This window comes from Teredinibacter sp. KSP-S5-2, from assembly GCF_032773895.1.
Lineage (GTDB): Bacteria > Pseudomonadota > Gammaproteobacteria > Pseudomonadales > Cellvibrionaceae.
In genome coordinates, this window is sequence record NZ_CP120416.1 from 1,388,852 (window position 1) to 1,410,765 (window position 21,914).

At 42.9% G+C, this 21,914-nt stretch carries 15 protein-coding genes; 13 read left to right on the forward strand and 2 right to left on the reverse strand.

What is annotated here, in order from left to right; all coding sequences use genetic code 11:
* Positions 1-462: 462 nt before the first annotated feature.
* Positions 463-1,155, forward strand: a complete 693-nt coding sequence (locus tag P5V12_RS06440; RefSeq protein ID WP_316956525.1) for a class I SAM-dependent methyltransferase — start codon at positions 463-465, stop codon at positions 1,153-1,155.
* 344 nt (positions 1,156-1,499) lie between these two features.
* Positions 1,500-2,522 carry a glycoside hydrolase family 18 protein gene (locus tag P5V12_RS06445; protein WP_316956526.1) on the forward strand — a complete coding sequence of 341 codons (1,023 nt, stop codon included), beginning with the start codon at positions 1,500-1,502 and terminating at the stop codon, positions 2,520-2,522.
* A 24-nt stretch (positions 2,523-2,546) separates the two neighbouring features.
* Here P5V12_RS06445 and P5V12_RS06450 read toward each other — a convergent pair whose 3' ends face one another.
* Positions 2,547-4,232, reverse strand: a complete 1,686-nt coding sequence (locus tag P5V12_RS06450; RefSeq protein ID WP_316956527.1) for a protein-disulfide reductase DsbD — start codon at positions 4,230-4,232, stop codon at positions 2,547-2,549.
* 242 nt (positions 4,233-4,474) lie between these two features.
* On the opposite strand from P5V12_RS06450, the gene P5V12_RS06455 reads away from it, so the two are divergent.
* From P5V12_RS06455 to P5V12_RS06500, 10 genes are all read left to right on the forward strand, one after another.
* Positions 4,475-4,960, forward strand: a complete 486-nt coding sequence (locus P5V12_RS06455; RefSeq protein ID WP_316956528.1) for a TlpA family protein disulfide reductase — start codon at positions 4,475-4,477, stop codon at positions 4,958-4,960.
* Positions 4,957-5,175, forward strand: coding sequence for a DUF4266 domain-containing protein (locus tag P5V12_RS06460; RefSeq protein ID WP_316956529.1), 219 nt, complete (start codon positions 4,957-4,959; stop codon positions 5,173-5,175). Before P5V12_RS06455 ends, P5V12_RS06460 begins: the two co-directional genes overlap by 4 nt.
* Positions 5,166-6,446: a DUF3570 domain-containing protein gene (locus P5V12_RS06465; RefSeq protein ID WP_316956530.1), complete on the forward strand. Its 1,281-nt coding sequence runs from the start codon at positions 5,166-5,168 to the stop codon at positions 6,444-6,446. Before P5V12_RS06460 ends, P5V12_RS06465 begins: the two co-directional genes overlap by 10 nt.
* Positions 6,447-6,466: 20 nt before the next feature.
* Positions 6,467-7,369 carry an FAD:protein FMN transferase gene (locus P5V12_RS06470; protein WP_316956531.1) on the forward strand — a complete coding sequence of 301 codons (903 nt, stop codon included), beginning with the start codon at positions 6,467-6,469 and terminating at the stop codon, positions 7,367-7,369.
* Complete coding sequence (locus P5V12_RS06475) at positions 7,366-8,034, forward strand: response regulator (protein ID WP_316956532.1); 669 nt, start codon at positions 7,366-7,368, stop codon at positions 8,032-8,034. The genes P5V12_RS06470 and P5V12_RS06475 overlap by 4 nt, the downstream gene beginning before the upstream one ends.
* Entirely contained in the window at positions 8,031-9,389 is a 1,359-nt protein-coding gene (locus P5V12_RS06480; protein ID WP_316956533.1) for an ATP-binding protein, read from the forward strand. The genes P5V12_RS06475 and P5V12_RS06480 overlap by 4 nt, the downstream gene beginning before the upstream one ends.
* A gap of 87 nt (positions 9,390-9,476) precedes the next feature.
* Positions 9,477-9,635: a DUF3012 domain-containing protein gene (locus P5V12_RS06485; protein ID WP_316956534.1), complete on the forward strand. Its 159-nt coding sequence runs from the start codon at positions 9,477-9,479 to the stop codon at positions 9,633-9,635.
* Positions 9,636-10,384: 749 nt separating this feature from the next.
* Positions 10,385-14,197 (forward strand): ricin-type beta-trefoil lectin domain protein, encoded by a 3,813-nt coding sequence (locus tag P5V12_RS06490; protein ID WP_316956535.1) that lies wholly within the window; start codon positions 10,385-10,387, stop codon positions 14,195-14,197.
* Positions 14,198-14,676: 479 nt separating this feature from the next.
* Entirely contained in the window at positions 14,677-18,540 is a 3,864-nt protein-coding gene (locus P5V12_RS06495) for a ricin-type beta-trefoil lectin domain protein (protein ID WP_316956536.1), read from the forward strand.
* 405 nt (positions 18,541-18,945) lie between these two features.
* Positions 18,946-19,455, forward strand: coding sequence for a hypothetical protein (locus P5V12_RS06500; RefSeq protein ID WP_316956537.1), 510 nt, complete (start codon positions 18,946-18,948; stop codon positions 19,453-19,455).
* A gap of 106 nt (positions 19,456-19,561) precedes the next feature.
* Here P5V12_RS06500 and P5V12_RS06505 read toward each other — a convergent pair whose 3' ends face one another.
* On the reverse strand, positions 19,562-20,002 hold the full coding sequence (locus P5V12_RS06505; RefSeq protein WP_316956538.1) for a hypothetical protein: 441 nt from the start codon (positions 20,000-20,002) through the stop codon (positions 19,562-19,564).
* Positions 20,003-20,483: 481 nt separating this feature from the next.
* On the opposite strand from P5V12_RS06505, the gene P5V12_RS06510 reads away from it, so the two are divergent.
* Positions 20,484-21,914, forward strand: coding sequence for a Wadjet anti-phage system protein JetA family protein (locus P5V12_RS06510; RefSeq protein ID WP_316956539.1), 1,431 nt, complete (start codon positions 20,484-20,486; stop codon positions 21,912-21,914).

Sequence of the window (21,914 nt, forward strand, 5' to 3'; positions counted from 1 at the left end):
ATAAAACAGACGTCAAAATTAATTCAAAAAAGATGTCGTTCAAAACAACAATGCAGGTCTACCCCTGCAATTTGTTACAAAATAAAACATTTTTTTAAAATATTTTGTTGAGGTTTTTTCTGTGTAAAACGAAGCAAGCAGGTGTGTCTGGTTTTTAAGGGGCCAATGTTTTCGGTATCTGTAAGCCGATGAGCAAGAAAAGCTAAGTTGAATTTAATATCCTTGAAAAATATGTGTGTAAACGAATTGAAAAATGCTGACGCGCTAGTTTTCATGGATGAAAGCAGGATCTGATAAAATTTAACCGTCGGGTTTTAGTCTTGCTGTTTAATGATGTGATAACGCATGTTCTGTTATTCACAATGACTAGCCTAATTACTTTGTGCATATGATGGAGTGTTATATCAACCAGGATCATCAAATAGGGGTGAGTAGATTGACTGGTTGTAAAAATGTGGATTGATGAAAAAACAACAACTCAAAACGGATAATTATTTTGATGAGTCTAATGCCAGTCATCATGATAAGCGATTAGAAAAACTTTCCCCTATGCGGGATTCGTTGCATCTCCTGGCCAGAATGATTTTGTCTGAGCTGCCTGAAAATTCAAATGTGTTGTGCGTTGGTGTGGGAACCGGTATTGAAGTGGTTGAGTTGGCGAAGGCGAACCCCACATGGCAATTTGTGCTGGTCGAACCGTCAAACACGATGTTGGCAGTATGTCGGGAAAAAATGAAAGCGGAAGGAATCGCACATCGTTGCCAGTTTCATCAGGGGTACTTGTCGAGTTTGTCGGTTGAAACGCACTTTGATGCGGCAACATCCTTTTTGGTTTCTCAATTCATACTTAGGGAAGATGAACGGAAAGAGTATTTTTTGCAAATATTTCAACGTTTGAAAAATGGGGGCGTACTGTTGAATGCGGATTTGTCATCTGGCTATTCATCGCAACCTCAACAGGCATTGTTGAATGTCTGGGTTAGAACCATGAAGTACGCTGATGTGCCCAATGCAGAGATAGAAAACTTTGGGAAAAAGGTGATGGTGTCATCCATTAATGATATCGAAGCGTTTATTCTGGCGGGTGGTTTTTCGAGCCCCGTTCTGTTTTATCAGAATTTATTTATCCATGCCTGGTTTTCTATCAAAAAATAGATAAGCGTTATTTCCAATTTACTACGATCCAGTGCAAAAAATAGGCGTTTTTGTTTTCTGTTTGTTGGTGTGCAAATGCCTTAATTAAATTCTCATTTGGTATTTGTAAAATCTTTCTTGATACTGGTTTTTCTGTGCTCTCTAACTCGCATTTGAAAAGTTAGGTGTGTATATTTAACGTGTCCAATGAAAACGTGCTGAAATAAATGTTTATATCGCAGATTTAAAATGATCTGTTTTTATGTTTGGTTTTTTATAGGTGTTTTCGAGTAATAGTTGAGCTTTATACGTTGTATCCATAGAGTTTCCTAATTGTTTCTAACAACGGAGTCAGGGAAATGGGTTTGTCGTGGTTTTTCAAAATAGTAGTATTATCTGTATTCGTAAGTCTGGTGTCTTGTTCTAAAGTACTGCCCGAAGAAAAAGTTGTTATTGCTGTCTATCCATACTGGAAACATTCCTCAGAAGAAGTTGATAGCTTACAGTGGCAGCATTTTTCTCATATTACTTTGTTTGCAGCTTTTCCTGAGTCCGATGGTTCGATAATTACTGAGCATATTGACGGCTTTGCGAGCGAAGTAATTACTAAAGCAAAGCAGCAGGGGAAAAAAGTTATTCTTTCTATCGGTGGTGCGGGCGAGGCAAGCAAAGGTTATCTTGTCGCCACAAGAACTCCGGAAGTCAGAAAGACGCTAGTGAATAACATTGTAGAAATCGTCAAACGCTATGATCTGGATGGTATTGATATTGACTGGGAGTATTGGACATTTCAGCATGAGTTGTTCAAAGGCGGTGTCGATCCTATAGAAAGCCAACAGCTGGTTCAGCTTCTTGCGGAGCTAAGAGCCCAATTGCCGAAAGGAACCTTGTTAACTGTTGATATTATGGCTGGAGCCTGGCAGGGGGAACAGTATCAGGTTGACGTGCAGAAATATGTCGATTACGTGAATTTAATGGCGTTCGATTTTACCGGTGCCTGGCCGGATTCTCCTGTCGGTCATCATTCCGAATTTGAAACCTTTGCTCTAGCGGTTCAATCCGTTCTGGAGCGCGGCTTTAAAGCAGAAAAGTTGATTGCGGGTATTCCCCTATATGGTGTTGAATTTATTGGGGGGAACAATAAAGAAGTCAAACATGTGTCTTATGATGTGATCGTCGATAGAGTGAAGGAAAACGAAAAACACCTTAGTTCAGGACATTACCAGCACCTATATTTTGAAAACACCGAAAATGTGGTCAAGAAATCCAAGTATGTTTTGGATCATAATCTCGCCGGAGTATTTGTTTTTGAAGTAACTTCGGACTCCAAAAACAAAGAGCATAGTTTGGTTCAGGCGATTAACCGCTACCTTCGGCCAGAAGGGTAATAAAAGCGTACTAAAAGAAGAGCGCTATAGCTGCGCTCGTTTTAATGCCTCAAGCACTGTAGCCTCAGTAAGTATTTGCGGGAGTATCTCGGGTGATACTTTATTCTTCGAGTACAAAAGATATAAAGGGGCACCGCTACGGCCATTCTCACGCAATAGCTGTTCGATTTCCGGGTTGGCGTTGGTCCAGTCCGCGACGAGAAATTCAACCTCGTGAAGTTTAAATGCATCCTTGACTCGATCTGTAAACGCTATTTTTTCATTTACTTGACAGGTAATGCACCACTCGGCAGTGACATCAACAAAAACAGCCTGATTAGTATTACGTAAAGCTTCCAGTTTTTCCAAACTGAACAATTCCCGGTGGTTGTCCTGGGTCAGCTCCATTGCCAGGGCATCATTCTTTGGCGCAAGTGTGAAGAAAAGAGACAGGCTTAACACCGTTAAGCTCATTCCTTTTATCAGAGTGTTTCTGTGAGGAAAATGAGCGGAATGTTGCGCGATACGATAGAGCCATAGAGAAAAGCTGATACCAAGTAAACCAAACAACACCATGACCACTGTATCAACACCTACTTGATTTGACAGTACCCAAATTAACCAAACGACTGTAATAAACAATGGAAACGCCAAAAGCTGTTTAAATAACACCATCCAGTTTCCTGGTGAGGGTAAGTACTTGGTTAAGCCTGGAACATAACTTAACAACAAAAAGGGAAACGCCATCCCAAAGCCCAATGCAATAAAAATTGTTAATGAATAAAGAAAAGGTTGAGTTAAGGCATAACCCAGTGCGGGGGCCATAAACGGGGCGGAGCAGGGGGAGGCCACCAGCACCGCCAACACGCCGGTAAAAAAAGAAGCACGAGTGCTTTCACCGGAAACCAGTGATTGTCCCAAACCTGCGTAAGAGCCACCTATTTCGACAAACCCCATTAATATGATGCCCATGATAAAAAACAGATAAATCATACTGATAACAAATGAGGGATGCTGTAACTGAAAGCCCCAGCCAACGTGTTCACCCAATTGGCGGGCGATAAAAATTGTACTGGCGATTGCGATGAATGAGAGCACAACACCCAGGGTGTAAACTTGACCATGACGCTTTTGACTTTTGCCGTCTTGATGATTGGTTGATAAAGAAAGCACCTTTAGCGATAACACCGGGAAAACACACGGCATCAAATTTAGAATAAGGCCACCCAGGAATCCGCTGGCCATCATGATCATCACAGTATATAAAGATAAATTCGCGGCGTTTTCGGAATTATTTTCCGTGAGGCTACTGACACTTTTCTGTACTGTTGTTCGCGGTAAATCAAACTCATATTTCTCTGGTGGATAACATAGCCCTTTCTTGCTACAGCCTTGGGCATAGAGAATCAGCTTATGCGCTTCTCCCGGTGCGGTATAGGTAATGCGTTGGGTTATATCGTGAGAATAGGTTTCAATTTCTTTATCGAGATAGGTGTCATAACTTATTACGCCTTCGGGTAATGTGAATGATAATAACTCTTGTTCATCTGCTGTTGCTGCATAAGCTTTGAATGCGTGTCGGTAGAGATAATAATCCGGGGCGATTTTCCAACTCACGAGAATATTGGAATCCTCGATAATTATATTGGCCTGAAATGCTTCTTTGGCATCTAGAAACATTTCCTCATCAGCATAGGTGTTGCACACTACTAACAAAAATAGATAGGACATTAATTGGATCGCTATGTACAGGCGCCCATTTAAAGTGCTTTGCATTGTTATGCCTCATTAATTCGATTCTCAGTCTGCGGGATATTCTCTGCGATAAAGCTTAATGAAAACTTAAGGCCTCTCTTTTTTGGGGTGGCTTTTATGAATGATATAGATCGCGGTTAGGTTTCTTAAGATTTTCTTAAGATTGACACGTGATACTGGGGGAAACTTTGGCTAAAGATGGAACAATGGAAATAAAAATGAGATTTATATCACTTTTTAGTGTGCTTATCCTCCTTCTCTCTCCGGCTTCCTTTGCTGAGAGAGTCATACCCAGCAGCGTATTGAATGAGTTAAAGCAGCAGGCAAATATCAAGGATGGCGAGCTCGTTTACGTTGATTTCTGGGCTTCCTGGTGTACCCCTTGTCGTAAATCCTTCCCCTGGATGAATGAAATGCAAGCCAAGTATGCCAACAAAGGGTTGAGAATTATTGCGGTGAATCTGGATCAGGAGAAGGCTCTGGCAGATTCCTTTTTGCGGGATGTTCCCGTTGAGTTTGGCGTTATCTTTGATCCAAAAGGAAAGTACGCCAAAGAATTTAAAGTAAAAGGCATGCCCTCCAGTTATATGCTGAGTCCAGACGGGAAGGTGGCATTTTCCCATCGCGGCTTTTTTGAAAATAAGGTGCAGCAATATGAAGATGAAATCTCATCCTTGTTAAATGCAACCGGGAGTAAACAATGAAGAAATTATTAATTTTTAATCTGTTCTGGATTTTTTTTGTGACCGGATGCAGTTCTCTTGGTGTGCAGCCCTGGGAGCGCGATTTACTGGCTAAGGATGAAATGTCATTAAACGGAAATGCTGTTGATTTGTCACTCGATGAACACATCTACTTCAGTAAAGAAGGTACGAGTGGTGGCCGAGGTTATGCTGGAGGAGGTTGCGGATGCAATTAAAGAAAACAAATATCACAGGCGCACTACTGGCTGCATCCTGTTCGTTATTAGGGAGCACAACGCAAGCTGATGACTGGAATGTCGATACCGCGATTATGTACTATGGCGAGCAGGATCGGGTATCCGCATTAGAAGGTGTGATTGTTGGTAATAAGACCTTTAAAAATGATGCCGTATTTAATGCGAAATTTGTGATTGACTCTCTAACCGGGGCATCGGCAAATGGTGCTGTGCCTCAAAACACTGCACAAACATTTACTCGTCCCTCAGGCAATGGCCAATATCAGGCTGAGGCAGGGGAAATACCTCTGGATGATACGTTTAAAGATACCCGTGGCCAGTTAGATGTGCAGTGGACTCAGCCATTCATGGCGGACAACACTTTTTCCACAGGTATTCATATTTCTGCAGAGCATGATTACCAGTCCGTGGCCCTGAATGGCATGTTAGGTCGGGATTTTAATCAAAAGAATACATCTGTATCGCTTGGGTTGTCTTATGCGATGGATGTTATTGATCCAGTAGGTGGGCAACCCGTAGGGCTATCTGAAATGGTAGTTAATTTAGGGCAGTATGCGAGCGATGATGAGTTTCGCACAGCGTTTGACCTGACCCGTGATGACAGTGCGGATGATACAAAAAATACTTTAGATGTCTTACTTGGTGTCACGCAGGTAATCAATCGGCGTTGGATTACCCAATTCAATTTTGGCATTTCCGAGGTTGATGGTTATCAAACAGGCCCTTACAAAGTGGTGAGTGTGGTAGATGCTTCGGGGACAACTCAGTCCAACCTTTATGAGCAAAGACCCGACACACGTTCGAAGCATACATTCTTTGCCCAGTCGAAGTATCAATTCAGTAAAAATATTTGGGATTTTTCCTATCGATATGCCGGGGACGACTGGGGGATTACCAGCCATACTCTCGATACTCGCTATCGAATTCCATTCGGTAATAATAACTATATTGAGCCCCATGTTCGGTATTACCAGCAGAGTGAAGCGGATTTCTATACGCCGTTTTTAGTCGACTCGGAAGCAACGCCGGAATTTGCCAGCGCGGATTACCGCATCGGTAAAATGGATGCTTATACGTTTGGTATTAAATATGGGAAAAAATTATCCAAAGGACACGAATATGGCGTTAGGTTGGAGTATTATTCCCAAGTACCGAAAGACGTTGGGAAAAATCGGCCTGGACAGTTACAGGATCAGGATCTGTTTCCCAAGTTAGATGCGTTGATACTACAATTTAACTACAGTTTCTGATTTCCAGGTAACACCTTATAGTGGATGTGAGCGAAGAACCTCAACTGATACACAAGAAAACCTATTATCTGGCAGCTTTTTCTGCTATGGCCAGCCCGTGTGAGTTATTAATCGAAACGGATGATATACAGCGCGCGCAGGCCATACAGAATATCTGCTACCAGGAGGTAAAACGCATAGAACACAAATTTAGTCGTTACATAAAAGGGAATTTGTGTGATCGACTCAATACTGCGATGGGTGAAACCGTCGATATCGATGAAGAATGCTACAAGCTATTAACCTTTGCCGATGCCTGTTATACGCTTTCCTCCGGTATGTTTGATATCACTTCGGGGGTTTTACGTCGAATATGGAAATTTGATGGCAGTGACAAGATTCCATCACAGTCGCAAATTGATCAAATTCTGCCAGACATCGGTTGGGAAAAAATCCGTTATAGCAATCAGTCCCTGACTATGAAAAAAGACATGGAAATCGATTTTGGTGGCATAGGTAAAGAGTATGCGGTCAGTCGGACCGCTCAACTTTGTCGGGAACAATTCCCCGAAACTTCTGTTCTGGTTAACCTGGGTGGCGATATCGAAATTTCTGTTCCCAGAAAAAACAATGAGGTTTGGACAGTTGGAGTTGAAGACCCAACCGCCAGTGATAAAACTCAAGGTGTACTCACTATCCGCGAAGGGGCTTTGGCAACCAGCGGTGATTCCAAGCGTTTCCTTCGTCGAGGTAAAAAGAAATACAGCCACATATTAAACCCCAAAACCGGTTGGCCTGTTCCCGGTGCCCCTTCCTCTGTGACGGTTGCTGCACAGGTATGTATTCAAGCCGGATGTCTGGCGACCATTGCTTTGCTTAATGGTAAAAATGCCGAAGCGTTTTTACAGCAGCAAGAGGTTAAGTATTGGTGTAGTGCTACATGAGAATACTGCTCGTCGAAGATGATGACCTACTTGGAGAAGGGGTGAAAGAAGCCCTGTCTCATTTTTCTTATACCGTTGAATGGCTTAAAGCGGGTAAGTATGTTGTTTCAGCATTGCAAGATAATGATTTCAGCCTTGTTATTTTAGATTTAGGCTTACCGGATGTTGACGGACTCACACTATTAAAAGAAATTCGTCAGCAGGGGAAAACGATTCCAGTGTTAATTCTTACCGCCAGAGACCAGTTGGAAGATAAACTTCTGGGATTGAACACCGGTGCGGATGATTACATGATAAAACCCTTTGATGTTCGTGAACTGGAAGCGCGAATTCGAACGCTAACCCGGCGTTTTAGTGGGCGGGCGGACGAAAACATTACGCTTGGTCATGCGCAGTTGGACCTGAACAGCAGGGTGTTGCTTTTTGCTGATAAACGAATTGAATTCTCCCGTCGAGAGTTTCCATTAATTAAAACCTTTTTTGAAAATCCAAATAAAGTATTTACCCGTGATAACCTTGAATCTTTGTCTTATGGTTGGGAGCAGGATATTGAAAGCAATGCTCTGGAGGTACATATCCATAACCTGCGTAAAAAAATTGGCACCGGGTCAATTAAAACCATTCGTGGTGTTGGGTACATGTTGGTGAAGGACTTCTTTCATTGAACTCCATTCGTAATCGAATCATCCTGCTTCTGGTTATTGGGCTGACCTGTGTCAACGTTGTCGCTGGTTTCTATATTTACCGATATACCAAGCTGGAAATTGAAGAGTTATTTGCTGCCGAGCAGGCGCAGTTGGCGAGAACTATCGATCGCCTGGTTTCCACTACCTCAATTCCGGATTCCCCTGATGCAATCGTGAGTTCAGTGCCAGAAATGGAGGGGATTGAAGCCTCAGCGTATTATGGCCATGACTATGAAGCAAAAATTGCCTACCAAGTATGGGACCTCGAAGGAAATTTACTTCTAACATCGGAAAATGCGCCGTTATATCCTCTGGCTGCTACCACGCCGGGTTACAGCGAAATTAAATACAACGATATTCGTTGGCATATCTTTGCCTTGTATTCCAATACGGCAAATAAATGGATATATACCGCTCAGCAGGAAAGTGTACGAGAAGAGTTAGTTGATATGCTTACCCGCGATCATTTGTTTGCCATGGCGTTAACTAATCTGTTGGTGTTAACTATTGCCATTCTGGCGGTGTTATTTGGTATGCGACCACTGTTCAGGTTTAGTGCCGAGTTATCTGAGCGCGGTGAAAATAACCTTAATTCCATTGACCTACCTGTGATCGGGGAATTAGCGCCAATCAAGCAAGCAATTAACGACTTGTTAGAGCGTATTCATTGTGTGCTGACACAAGAGAAAAACTTTAATGCTGATTTGGCCCACGAACTAAGAACGCCTTTGGCGGCGATTAAGGTTCATGTGCAGAATATTCAGTTAAAAGAAACACTGCGAGGTGAATCAGAAGAGTCTGTGCATAAAGTTATCCGTAGTATTGATAACATGTCTCATACTATTGAACAGCTGTTGCTTTTAAATAAGCTGGAAAGCGAACATGGCCGTATGAGCGTCGAAGAGATTGATCTTTATATGTTGGCAAAAGAAGTCATTATGCTCTTACCGGACTATGTGTTAGCAAAGTATGATTTTGAACTTCAAGGCGAAAAAACAGTGATATTGGGTAATCGAACACTACTCAACACACTGTTGAGAAATTTGGTGGAAAATGCCTATAAGTACAGTAAAGAAAAAGAGTTGATTATCGTTCGTGTGGGAAGCGAAAACGGTCACTCTATGCTAGATGTGATTGATAACGGACCGGGGATGACGGATGATCAGAAGCTAAACTCCGTCCGTCGTTCGTATCGCGTTTCGGATACTCAAACCTATGGCAGTGGTATTGGTTTATCAATCGTGATGAAAATAGTGGATTTACATCAGGCTGGTCTGGCATTTTTGGATAAAGACGAGGGGGAAGGCCTGATAGCGAGAATCACATTTCCCTGATGGATAATTTGCAGAAAGTCAATCGTGTGAGTATGATAGCCGAGCCTTTTATATAGGCTTCTGATTATACTAAGTTGTGGTGTTGAGATGAAAAAAATAATCATTCCGTTATTGTGCTTAATGTTTCTTGGTTGTACGCCAGAAGTAGGAAGTGATAAGTGGTGTAAGCATATGGATGCTAAGGATAAGGGCGATTGGACTGCAAATGAAACAAAAGACTACGCGAAACATTGTATTTTCAAATAACCTCTAACTAAGAGGTTGGTCTATCCGACCTCTTATTATTCTTTTTTTGTTTGCTTTCTCAATCTTTCCGGAAGGAAAAGTCATTCTAAAATCACCCCGTTCTAAGTGATGTGCTATCGCTCTGTGATTACCTTTTTGCTTGTATGTTGACTGTTCTTGATTAATGCTCTTTCTCTGGTGATAAAGGGTTTTCGTCAGGAAAATTTGATATGCATGGTGAATAGTATTGTTGGAGAGTTTCGATATGCTTTGCCTCTGATAAGCTGATACATAGATTGAAAATGCTCACCTTATATGAAAAGGGTGGGCGTAAAACGTACAGTCAGCTGGTGGGATGGTTTTTGTTTTATAACCTGAATAATGATCGGCAATGTATCTGTGTCCATATTTTGGCTTTTCGCTGTTTGCTTTACTTTGTCGCTAAAGTTTTCCGATTTTACTTTTTTGAGCAAAAAGGTAATATTTTTGTGGCTGGTTTTAATATCTTTTTATATTTCATTTTTTTTACCTCACAGTAACATTCCTTATGCGTGGTGGCGGCCGCTGCTGTTCTAAAAATAATCCGAAAACAAATCTGTTTAATTTTCAATTATAAGTAAATGCTGTCTGATGTTACGGGTGTAAGTACGTTCTTCATGCCCTTGTTACGTTAGGCGCAGTTTGCTTCTTGAAAACGGTTTTTCGGTATGCCTTGTATTGCATACGTTTCTCGTGTGTAAAACACAATAATTATTATATGAGGGTTTTTGATGAAAAACTTGTCAAGAGTTTCTGCTGTGGCTATTGCCTCTGCACTTCTTAGCGGGGCTGGCTGGGCAGTTGATCTGTCTGGTACTGTTACCATGGGTGCATTAAATGGTGATGGTGTTGACTATCCCTATGACCAATCCGCGGTCATACCATTTAATGTCTCGTCCGAAGATGTGGGGAAATATATTTCTATAGAAATAAATAGCCAGACACCGGTTCAGTTGAATGTGTCGCGAGGCCATAGAAACTGGTCAAAAGAATTATGGACGTATGGTGATTGGAATCAGAGTATTGCCGGTCAGACACGCCCTGTTGCCAACACTCGCGTTGAATTTCAGCCTGCTATACCCGGCCGTTATACTTTGGTACTTACTACGCGCAATGATCACGCCGGGCGATATTCCTGGGAAAAACACCTTATGGCGCCTCGTGATGTTGTACTGCCATATTCTATTGCTACTAATGTGGCCTCACAGATATATAAAAATGCTGAAAGCACTTATGCATTAGAAGAGACTTTTCCTGATACGTTTTCAATTGGTGAAATTACCTGGAAAGAAAAGGCATACCGCGATGCTCAGGTCGTACAAAAAAGCAGCTTTAATTGGCAGGCATATAATGAAGAGTACTTTAAAGTTTTTAACGAATACTTTTCTCTGACCAAGAAAAAATTTACTAAATATGGCACGTTCGTTCCGTACCAGATACCTTTTGAACCCAATTATAAGCCGGCAGCCGATGCGTCCAGCCCTATCCGAGTGACTATTCCCTATTTGAATTTTAGCGATAGAGTGTTAGACCCAACTGCCTGGACACATGAAGTCGGTCATGTTTTCAGTCATGCCGTGGGTTGGGAATATGGTTTTGACGCGCCTGGGCCTTCAGGTGGGAATGAAAGATATGAGAGCTGGGAAACGACAGCGAATTATTACCGCGAGTGGCTTTCAGACCCCGACGGCCGAGGCGGTGCCGAGAAGCAAGAGTTTATTCGTCATTCTAAACTGATGCTTTCGTTTTTAGGCGAGCTCAAGCATGGCTACGATCCGGATATCGATCCACATAGAGTGATGATCAATCAGGGCGTTATGCTGTTATTAAAAAACTACATCGGTAATTGGGATTTTTTACAAAACACCATTGAGTGGTATCTGTCTCAAAACGTGCCTCCTGCTGACGGCGATGAACAGTCTGAGCAGTTGTTGGTGGCGAGGTTACTGATCGAAATAGAAGCCATCGATCCGGCAAAAGCCACCGTATGGAAAAATCAGTTGGCCCATTGGGGATTAAATTACCCGGTATTGGCAAACGCTAACCCTGTTGATGGGGATAATGATGGTTTTGTTGCCGGGTTAGATACTAACGACAACGATGCATCGATCAGTCCTGCGCGTGATGAATATTTCTATTCTGGCGTTGATACGGACTATAGTGGATATGCGAACGATGGCGTGCTTGTGCCTATTAATTTCAAAGCCGAGAGTTTTTTACTTGGTTCTGATTTAAGTAAGAACGTGTATGAGGGGGATCCTGGTTCGCCGGATATACGTGGTAGTCATGTTTTGGTGAATGGTGCAAGCGCTTATTGTTTATACAGTCATTACAGCGTTAATGCAGACAATCTTGTTTGGTCGTGCTTTAACTTCCCTAATATGGCATGGGATATTCAGCAAGTGGCCAATGGTCTGCGTATAAAACAGTTTGCTGAAAATTTATGCCTTTCTTCCACCAGTAATGGCGTTAAGTTACAGACATGTAATAGCGCTGATAATAAGCAGACATGGGAAAGAATTACGCAAGCGAATGGTGGGTTTGGCTACAAAAATAAAAATTCAGGCAAGTGTTTGTCAGTTGACGGCCATTCTTATTTCAATGGTGCCGGTGTTATTGAGGAAGCGTGTTCGGCAACGGAATTCCAGCAATGGGATTATGTTTCTTTTAATGTAAAAACAACCCGTCGACGTACACTGCTTGCTGCCGGTGAAAACCTGAAACTGGATGTTGAATCTCATGGTGTGCCGATTCAGATAGATGTTTACCAAGGTAACGCTCCGTATATTGGGCCGAATAATGAGATTTTTAATCATACTAGTTCTATTACCGCTACCATGAGTTCGGTGAATAGTGTGGATGAAAGACATAAAACCCATCATTTGGTTTACCAAACTGACCCTGCGGTGAATCAGCATCTTGATTTTGTTGCACCTTTATCTGGTATTTATACCATTGAGTTTACAGCTTTGGCGGTAGACAGTGATTACGCACACCCCATTACCTACAAGCACACTAATGCTGTGGTTGATATGCATAACATCTGCGTATCAATTAATGGTGCCACAACAAACCCGATCTGCCATCCCGATTGGAATGATGCGGCTAAGCCATTATCGGTGGGTGACAAGGTCAGTTACAAAGGGAAATACTACGTTTCGACCGTTAACTGGAATTATCAAGAGCCGTCGGATAGCCCCTGGAATACGGCTTGGGATGAATTAAACGAGACGCTTGTTGCGGTAGAGAGTAGCCGTGGAAAAGTTTACCCCAAGTACAATTCTTTTGCTGCTGGGGGGAGACCATTTACCTTTACTGCGCGATCAGAAATGGGATACGAGTTGGATCACTTTCTGGTTGATGGACAAGTTGTGCTTCCAGACAACCCGGATGCCCTTGGGCCTAAGACGGTAACGATTGCCAACGTGAGCTCGAGCATGAGTATTGAGGCGGTATTTAAACCTGAGGTCAGGTTGCATACTTACGCCAATATTACGCCAGCAAATGAAGTGATTGAAACCAGCCGCTGGAATGCACAAGGAAAAACCTTTTCATTAAATGCACCAGCACAGGTAAATGGTCGAGGTTTCCAGGGTTGGCAGATTGATAATAATGGGCCAGCCATCATAGCCGCTGCTTACAGTGCGTCGACCACTGTTGTGGTGAACGGTGATGTCAGTATTCAAGCTATATACGAAACGGATCAACATATTCAAAGTTTAAAATCCGGATTGTGCGTGGGTAATTCGGGCTCAGATATGCAGGCCGTTGCATGTCAAACTGGAGGCCCTGTGGCACGTTGGGAGCAGGTGGATTCTGTTCAACCGGGGTTTGTGCAAATCAAGCAATATAATGTTTACGGTTACGGCACATGTGTCCAGTCAACAAATACGATTGCGGGAAGCGCTGTCACTGATGATTTTTGCATCGATTCCGCGAATCAACAGTGGACTAAATTGGTTCAGGATAATGGTGCGGTTAAGTTGAAAAACGGAGCCAGCAACTTATGCTTGACGATCAATAACACCGGTGACCTGATTCAGGAAGATTGCAACAGTACAACTCTGGACAACGAGTGGCGATTCACTACAGCGCCTTCGGAGCCTGCCGCAATGGGCGCAACCCGAATAAAGAATCTCTCAGGTAATTACTGTTTTGATTCATTTTGGGGGAATACTGATCCTGGTACCGCAATCATCGCGTACACGTGCAACTCGTTTGATTCCCTGTTGTGGTACCAAGTGCCGGCGAGTAATGGTTCCGATGATGTGATGTTGAAGCAGCATAAGTCAAAACACTGTATGCAAGCCAATGATATGCAGTCCGGTAGTCAATTAACTCTGGGTATTTGTTCAGAAAATGCCAATACACTTTGGGAAAAAATTGTACAAGCCGATGGCAGCGTGAAGTATAAAAACCGATACAGCTTATTGTGTATTAGTAAGAATCCAACCACCACCGCACCGGATAATGTTTATTATGTCACCCAGCGGGATTGTGATACGGCAACGGAAGTGACGTGGCAGTCGTTAACTAATCTCTAATTGCGGTAAAAACATGTCAACATGTATTGTTGACCTCTATCGAAGCTCTGTTCCCTATTTGGGGAATAGAGCTTTTTTTGTGCGTTTGTAAAATTATGAATATAAAGCGAAAGGAATGGAATAAAATACGACGGGCATTGTTTTCGTTGTTTTTTATTTATTGTCGCCTAAATCTATTGATTTTTTGCTTTATTTAAAATTTATCGCCCATGTTGTTTTTATAGTCTTGAGAATAAATAGAAAGGTACTATTTTTCTGATGAATTGTAATATCTTTTTATATTTCGTTTTTTTGACCTCAAAGTAATATCCCCTCCGCGTGGTAAGTATCACCACCTTCCTGAAATTGTCGTAAGTAAACGCTACTTGATATTCAGGGTAGATGTATTTCCGCTCTTTGTTTTGGGCCAGAGATATTTCCCAATACGGATATTTATTTTCTGTACAAACAGCATAAAAATTATTAAATGAGGGTTTCTGATGAAAAACTTGTCAAAAGTTCCCGCTTTGGCTATTGCTGCCGCACTTTTGAGTGGGGCAAGCTGGGCTGATATTGATATCAGTTCCACGATTCAATTGGGGGCAGCGCCTGATGGCGTAAGCAACGCTTACGACCAGTCTGCAGTGGTGAATTTTAATGTTCCGCTAGAAGATGTGGGCAAGTATGTCGATATTCATATAGGTAGTAGCTCACCTCTTCAACTCAATTTGATCCAGGGGAATCGTAACGGCGACAAAGGGCCATGGTGGTCTTCGCCCGCTGATTGGAGTGGTAATGTTGCTGGTACGAATATTCCGAAAGCAAACAACCGCATTGAATTTCATGTCGAAAAGGCGGGAAGTTACACGTTAATCCTGACCGCGTTGAACGATTCTCCTGACCGGGAAGTGTGGAAGAGTACTTGGTTAGCACCGAGGGATATTACTGTGCCCTATACGATAAAAAGCGCCGTTGCTTCACCAGCCCGCTTGGAAGGTGCAATGTCGGAAATTGATGCCAGTACCTTTGATGACACCTTTGTTTTGGGCGCAGCCAGTGCCAATAATAAAGGCTATATCGAGGCGGAAACTCATCAGAAAAGTACGTTCAATTGGCAGGCTTACAGTGAAGAGCACTCAAAAGCGTTCAATGAATTTTTTAAGTTGACGGATATTAATGAAACCACCTGGGGGTCTCGAGTAGGTGGTCAAAAGCCCCATGATCCAAATTATAAAAATGGTGGAGATGCTTCAGGTCCAATTAATATTGCCCATTTTAATTTCAATCCAGGCGATCGAGTATTGGATGCTTCTGCCTGGACCCATGAAGTTGGCCATATTTTTACTCTGGCCTATGGCATGACCTATGCACACACTTACTACCTGAATGAGAAAAATGAGAAGGTTGCTAGATACAATAACGTCGAACCGGCGGCGAACTATTTTCGGGAATGGATTGCCGACCCCGAAGGTGCTGGCGGTATGGAAAAGAACGAATATCTTGCGCTTGCCAAAGCCATGTTGATTCGCGGCCGTTATTTAAAATTTGGCAATGACCCGGATATTGATATGTATGCGGTTATGAATAGCGATGCGTTCATGTTGATGTTAAAGAATTTTATGGGCTCATGGGATTTTCTGATTAATACCATTCAGTGGTATCAAGCTCAGAACCCTAAAGTAAGCTTTAAAGAAAAGGAAGCCGAAGAGTTTTTCCATTTGCAATTGATTAATCAGATTGCTGCAATCGACCCGGCCAAAGCGGATATATGGAAAGCGCAACTTGTTTATTGGGGACTGAACTACACCTATTTATCGGGCATTACACCAGTGGACGCAGATGGTGATGGTTTTGTTGTCGGAATGGATGCGGATGATTCAGACCCAACGATCAGTCCACTTCGTGATGAATATCTATATACCAATGTCGATACTGACCTCAGTGGTTTTGAGAATGACGGAGTATTGGTTCCTGCTGCGAATATTGGCGAAAGCTTGTGGGTGGGTGCTAACCTGAGCAAAAACCAACGTTCTAATACTGCGACTCAGGGGTCTATTTTTTTGGTAAATGGGAGGAGCGGTTTCTGTCTTGACCCCAATGGTAGCGCACGCGCTGTTGGTAATGATTTCATTCCGTGGTATTGCGATCTAAACAGTTCATCTATGGTGTGGTCGCTACCACCGCAAGGTTTGGGCGTTCAAATAAAACACTTCAATGATAATGTTTGTGTCAGCAGTACCGGCAACGTGCTGGATCCTGTTGTTAAATTTGCTGCTTGTAATGGTTCCGACGATAAACAAGTTTGGTTAAAAGTATTACAAGCCAATGGCGGCACAGCATATCAAAACGTAAATTCGGGGTTATGTTTGTCCATAGAAAATGCATCGTTGAAGGCGGGTCCTTCGGTGAAAATTATCGAAGAAACTTGTGTCGACAATGACATCCAGCAATGGGACTCGGCGGTATATGATGTACAGGTAACTCGTCGTCGAACTGCGTTACTCGCGAATGAGAATTTGCTATTGAATGTTGACTCGCATGGTAAGCCCATTCGTGTAGATATTTATGCCGGTAATGCGCCTAGAGTGGATCGCAATAATAAATTGGTTGATCCGGGAAGTGAGCCTTCGCCTTTTGTCGTTGAATATGTAGATGATGGTGCTGGAGGATATGATCGCTATAAGAGTCACAACCTTGTATACCAAACAGACTTTTCTGTTAACCCTAGCGTTGATTTCACTGCTTTGAGTTCAGGTGTATATACCATTGAGTTTGTTGGGCGCACTAACGATGTCGATTATGCTCATCCAATAAGTTATACCCGAGGAAGTTCACCTGTATCGCATTACACTGTAGATGTATCAACAAATGTTACTCAAACTGTAGTAGGCACCGTGTACCCGCAATGGAGTTCAAGTTCTGTTTATCAGGCGGGTGCACGAGTTGCGTATCAAGGCCATGATTTTGAAGCGAACTGGTATGCTGATCAATACTCACCACCTGTTGTGGGTGGCCAATATGGTGCATGGGATGATCTTGGGCCATCACAAGTAGTAACACAGGCATTGGCTCGCGGAGAAATTTACCCAACTGCGAATACATCTGTGCCAGCAGGTACACCGTTTACCATCACTGCACGTTCAGACATGGGATACGCACTCGCACACTTCCTAGTGGATGGTCAAGTTGTGCAACCGGATAACGCCGATCAGATTGGTCCAAAAACGTTAACATTGCCAAGCGTAACGGCTAATACATCGATTCAGGCTGTTTTTAAACCGGAGGTTCGTTTAACGACCAGTGCCAATATCGTTGCGGCAAATAAAGTGGTTCAAGATAGCCGTTGGGATGGTGAAGGCGAGACTTTTGTTTTGAGCGCGCCAGCACAAGTGGATGGTCGAAACTTCCAGGGTTGGTCTATGGATGCTTCTGCGCCAGCGACTATTGCTGCGAGCTATTTACCGAATACCACGGTGGTAGTGAATGGTGATGTGAACATTGAGGCGGTATATGATACCAATCAACATCTACAAAACTTGAGTGTACTGCAATGCCTTGCAAACAATGGCGGCGACATCACCACGGCTGATTGCGCTAACACCAGCACATTAGTGCGTTGGGAACAGCTCGATTCGCTTACCGCACCAGGCTACATGCAAATTCAGCAATTTAATGTTTACGGCATGGGCGGATGTTTACAAACCACAAATAACCTCGTTGGTAGCGCTGTGGAAGAGGCTGCGTGTAACGATGTGAGTGACCGGCAGTGGAAAAAAATTGTGCGGGACGATGGTAAGATCAGACTGCAGAATAATGCCAGCGGCTTATGTTTAAGTGTGAGCAATACGGGAGATATAATCCAAGCAGGCTGCGCAGACTTTTCCGCTAACTCGGATTGGCGTTTTACCACTCGTCCAGACAGTGGCATAGAAATGAGTTTCACTGTGATCAAAAATACAGCCACTGGTCGATGTGTCGATTCTGAAATGGCCGGGACGAATATAGGAAGCAAAACAATCGAATATACGTGTTCTACTAACGACAATTTTTTGTGGTCCCTGGTTCAATCTAAGACTCAATCAGGCTCGTGGATGTTAAAGCAATATAAGTCTAAAAACTGTCTGTCTGTAAGTGATCAAACAGCTGGATCCGATATTGTGCTCAATAAGTGTGATGACTCGGATGCCGTTTTATGGACAAAAGAAATTCAAGCCGATGGTTCCGTCAAATTTCAAAACGCCCATAGCAACTTGTGTTTGAATAGCTCTTCTGTTCCAGAAGGACCGAACAGTTTTTATTATCTGACTCAAGAGTCTTGTTCTTCCACCAATCAGATGAACTGGTTGCCAACTCTGAACCTATAACGTTCACTGCTCAAGACTTTGGCATCTAAATGCCAAAGTCTTTTTTAGGCTTTATCTCCTATCGCGGGGGGATAAAGCTTTTTTTGTAAAGCACTTCCATTTTTTATTCGCTTCTTCTAGGGTGAATAATTCCCATTATGCGTAACGGTCGTGGATTGGGTTGTTTTTGAATGGTTCAAACCGCTGCATATATGTGTCTTTAAATCATCTTTTATGATTCCCCAAATGTAAAATAATGAGCTTTATATAAGCTTTTCCCGCCTTTTTAATGTTTTTGTTAAGTTACATCATATTTTTGTTCTTCGAAAAGAATAGAATTCCGCCTAATGTTTAACGGTGTTTTCAGGCCATACCGTTGTATTTTATATGGCAAACACTAGCCATATATATTTCTGTGATCAAATAGTGAACCATCGAGACCCCATTCAGTTGCTTTCTGAAATGGATTTAATAGAAAGGGATGAGACTAAACCGGAAGGAAATAATTCTAATCCGGCGGGGAGCTTAACTGATATTGATGGCGGGGTAATCACTCCTAGGTCGCTTATTATTGATATCTTTGAAAAAAACTTAGGAACAGAATTAATTCATTTGGCGAGGGTGAAAGGTGATAAATGGATTTTGGAAATGGTCAGACACCTACCTGTTGCGTCCGAGTTTTCTACTGAGTGTGTTGTCGAATTGGTTTTTATTGTATCCAGCCCGGAAGCAAAAACCTATTTGTTGCAACGGATTAGTGGATGGCCTTGGAATCAAAATGCTCGGGATAAAATTCCCCAGTTAGTTCTGCAATACAATTACTATTTATTTGAACTGAACAATAGCGATAAAGATTCCTTTACTCGCGCCTGCGATACCGAAATGTACACGGCAATTCTGGAAGAGCTGGAGAATATTCACGATACAATGCCATAGCGGCATTTTATTTGTTTATTAAAAATGGTTTGTTTCGATACTATTGGGCGCTTAATGCCAAAGGAAGAAGTACAGGCTCAAGTAGTCGAGCCTGTACTGAATTGTATTAAGCTTTTTTTGGTGCTCTTTTCTTACGTTTTGGAGCGGGCTTGCTTTGCTTGTTTCTGATATCTTCAACCGCTTTCTTTTCTTTTTTGGTTTGTGCCAAATCGTCTTGAATGGATTTCATGGCTGCTTTTGCTGCAGCGAGTTGAGTTCTTAGCTCTTTTGATTCTGCCGAGGCGGCATTGCTTGCTTCTTGTGCCTTGGCGACTGCAGTTTTAGACGACTTAGACGGGTTACTCTTGTGCTTGCTTCTTAGAGCATCCAGCTTGGCTTTGGCTTTTTTCTGTTTTTCTGAAGACTTGGTTATGGCCTTTTGTAGCTTGGCGAGCGCTTTTTCAGATTTCGACAAGTCAGAAAATTGGGTTTTTTCAAGTTTGGTATGAAGGTCGTTGATTTGTTTCTTAATGTCGTGACTGGAAAGGGAGGTTTTATTCGCGGCCATAGAGGCTCCTTTATATGTTTTTGTTAACCGTACACATTAATTCTAAAGCATGTTTTAAGGCTATGCCTAGCTTTTGCGCGATATGGCCGGATTTAATGCCCTTTTTACCTCGAAAATAGCGTCTTTTTACGTGAAAAGGAGCTTATGTTGGTTCTGCTCCAGGTAATTATCTTGTGTGTTCGAGAGACATGTCGAATTTCGCTCTCAGCTTTACACCGTTTTTTTATAGCCATTCTGATCTCCTCGTAATTCGGGCGTTGTGAATTGTAATTTTCTGGTTAATTTAAGGCAGGGAAAAGCCTGGGATGCCCTTGAAGAGACTGATTAATATCTAGACAGGCGCTTGAATTGTTTGATTGCCAAGTGGCCCAGGAAATTTTGCTCGGCGGATTGACGGATAGCGTCCAGAAGCATAGAGTAGCCCGCTTAGTCTGAATGCCTTTTAGGCTATTTTTTAACCAGAGGCTTTGTCACACCACCTATGTTTTTTTCCTCTGAGCGTCGAGATTTTTTTAAACCTCTTACCAGTAAATACCGTGAACAGATAGTGCAATGCTTACGCTTGCTCTACCAGCGGCTGTACAGCGTGCAGGCGGATTACGGACATATATTATCCAAAGACCAAATATTGGATATTTTTGATGAAGCCCTGGTGCGTGCGCCGGTTCTGGAAACCGAAGATGGCGAAGAGGCGAGCCAACGATTCAAGTCTAACCGGGAGCAATCCAGCTGGATTCTCAAGCAGCTATTAGAATGTGGTTGGTTAATTAAGCAGGTGGACCCTGCGACTTTACAGTCCACATACCCGTTTACTCGTATGGGCCGGGTTTTTACCCAGTCATTAGTGGAGTCGGATGCGACTCAGATTCGAACCCGTCACCGTAACACCCGTAATACCCTGAATGCGCTGGAAGCGTTTATTTCCCGCGGTGAGGTCTATGACTTATTGGATGCCTATGAGTACTCCGAACGAATCGTCACCGATTTTACCGATGTTATTGCCGAACTGGATGAGCGTAAACGCCAGTTGGTTCAAGAGGTGGAAGCACAGCAATTGGTGCAACAGGCAACGGATCAGTTCTTTGAGTTTATGGAAAAACGATTCCAGCCGGATGTGTCTGTACGATTGTCGGCAGACAGCGTGGAAAAACACCGGGATCAAATAAGCAAAACTATTACCCGTATTCGTCGAAAGCCGAAAGAGTTTAAAGCTCAGGTTGAGCGACAATTGCGCCAGCAAGTACCGGACTTGGTAGAGGATAAAAGCCGTTCTGTCTTATGGCAGATACTCGATACCATTGATCAGCGTATGACCAATGCGGCAGAGGTTATGTTGCCGGCGTTGCGCAATGCCTTACATGGGTTTACCAAGCGGGCAGACATTATTATTCGTCAGCTGAGTTATCTGAGTGTTCAACAAGCGGATGACGTGGTGGCTTTATGTCAGGTGTTAAGAAGCTTGCCCGAGGAAGAGCAAAACCGCCGTCTGGAAGAAGCCTCTGGCAACTTGGCGGGAATGCGTTTGCAATGGGTGGACCCGGCACAAATAAAATTGTATGAGCGCAGACGAGTCCGAACCGTCACTACCGCTGTGCAGGAGTCTGTCTCTATTGATGAAGATGCGCGCCGTGAGCAGATGATCCAACAGTTTCTGGATCAGGCATTCATTATGGATAACAAAACCTTAAAGGCTTATGTCGCTGATGCCTTAAAAAATAAAGGGGTTGTTTCCACTGCCGATTTGCCGGTCAACACGGCTCATGACCTGTTGGCTATGGCGCATGCCATTGAAGTAGGGGCGGTGAATAACCTCAGTTCCGACCACCATTTTGTTGTGCGCTGGAATGAACGCCAAATTGAAACCGATTTCTATAAGAAAGTCGATGAGTTCCTCATCGAAATAAAGAATTAA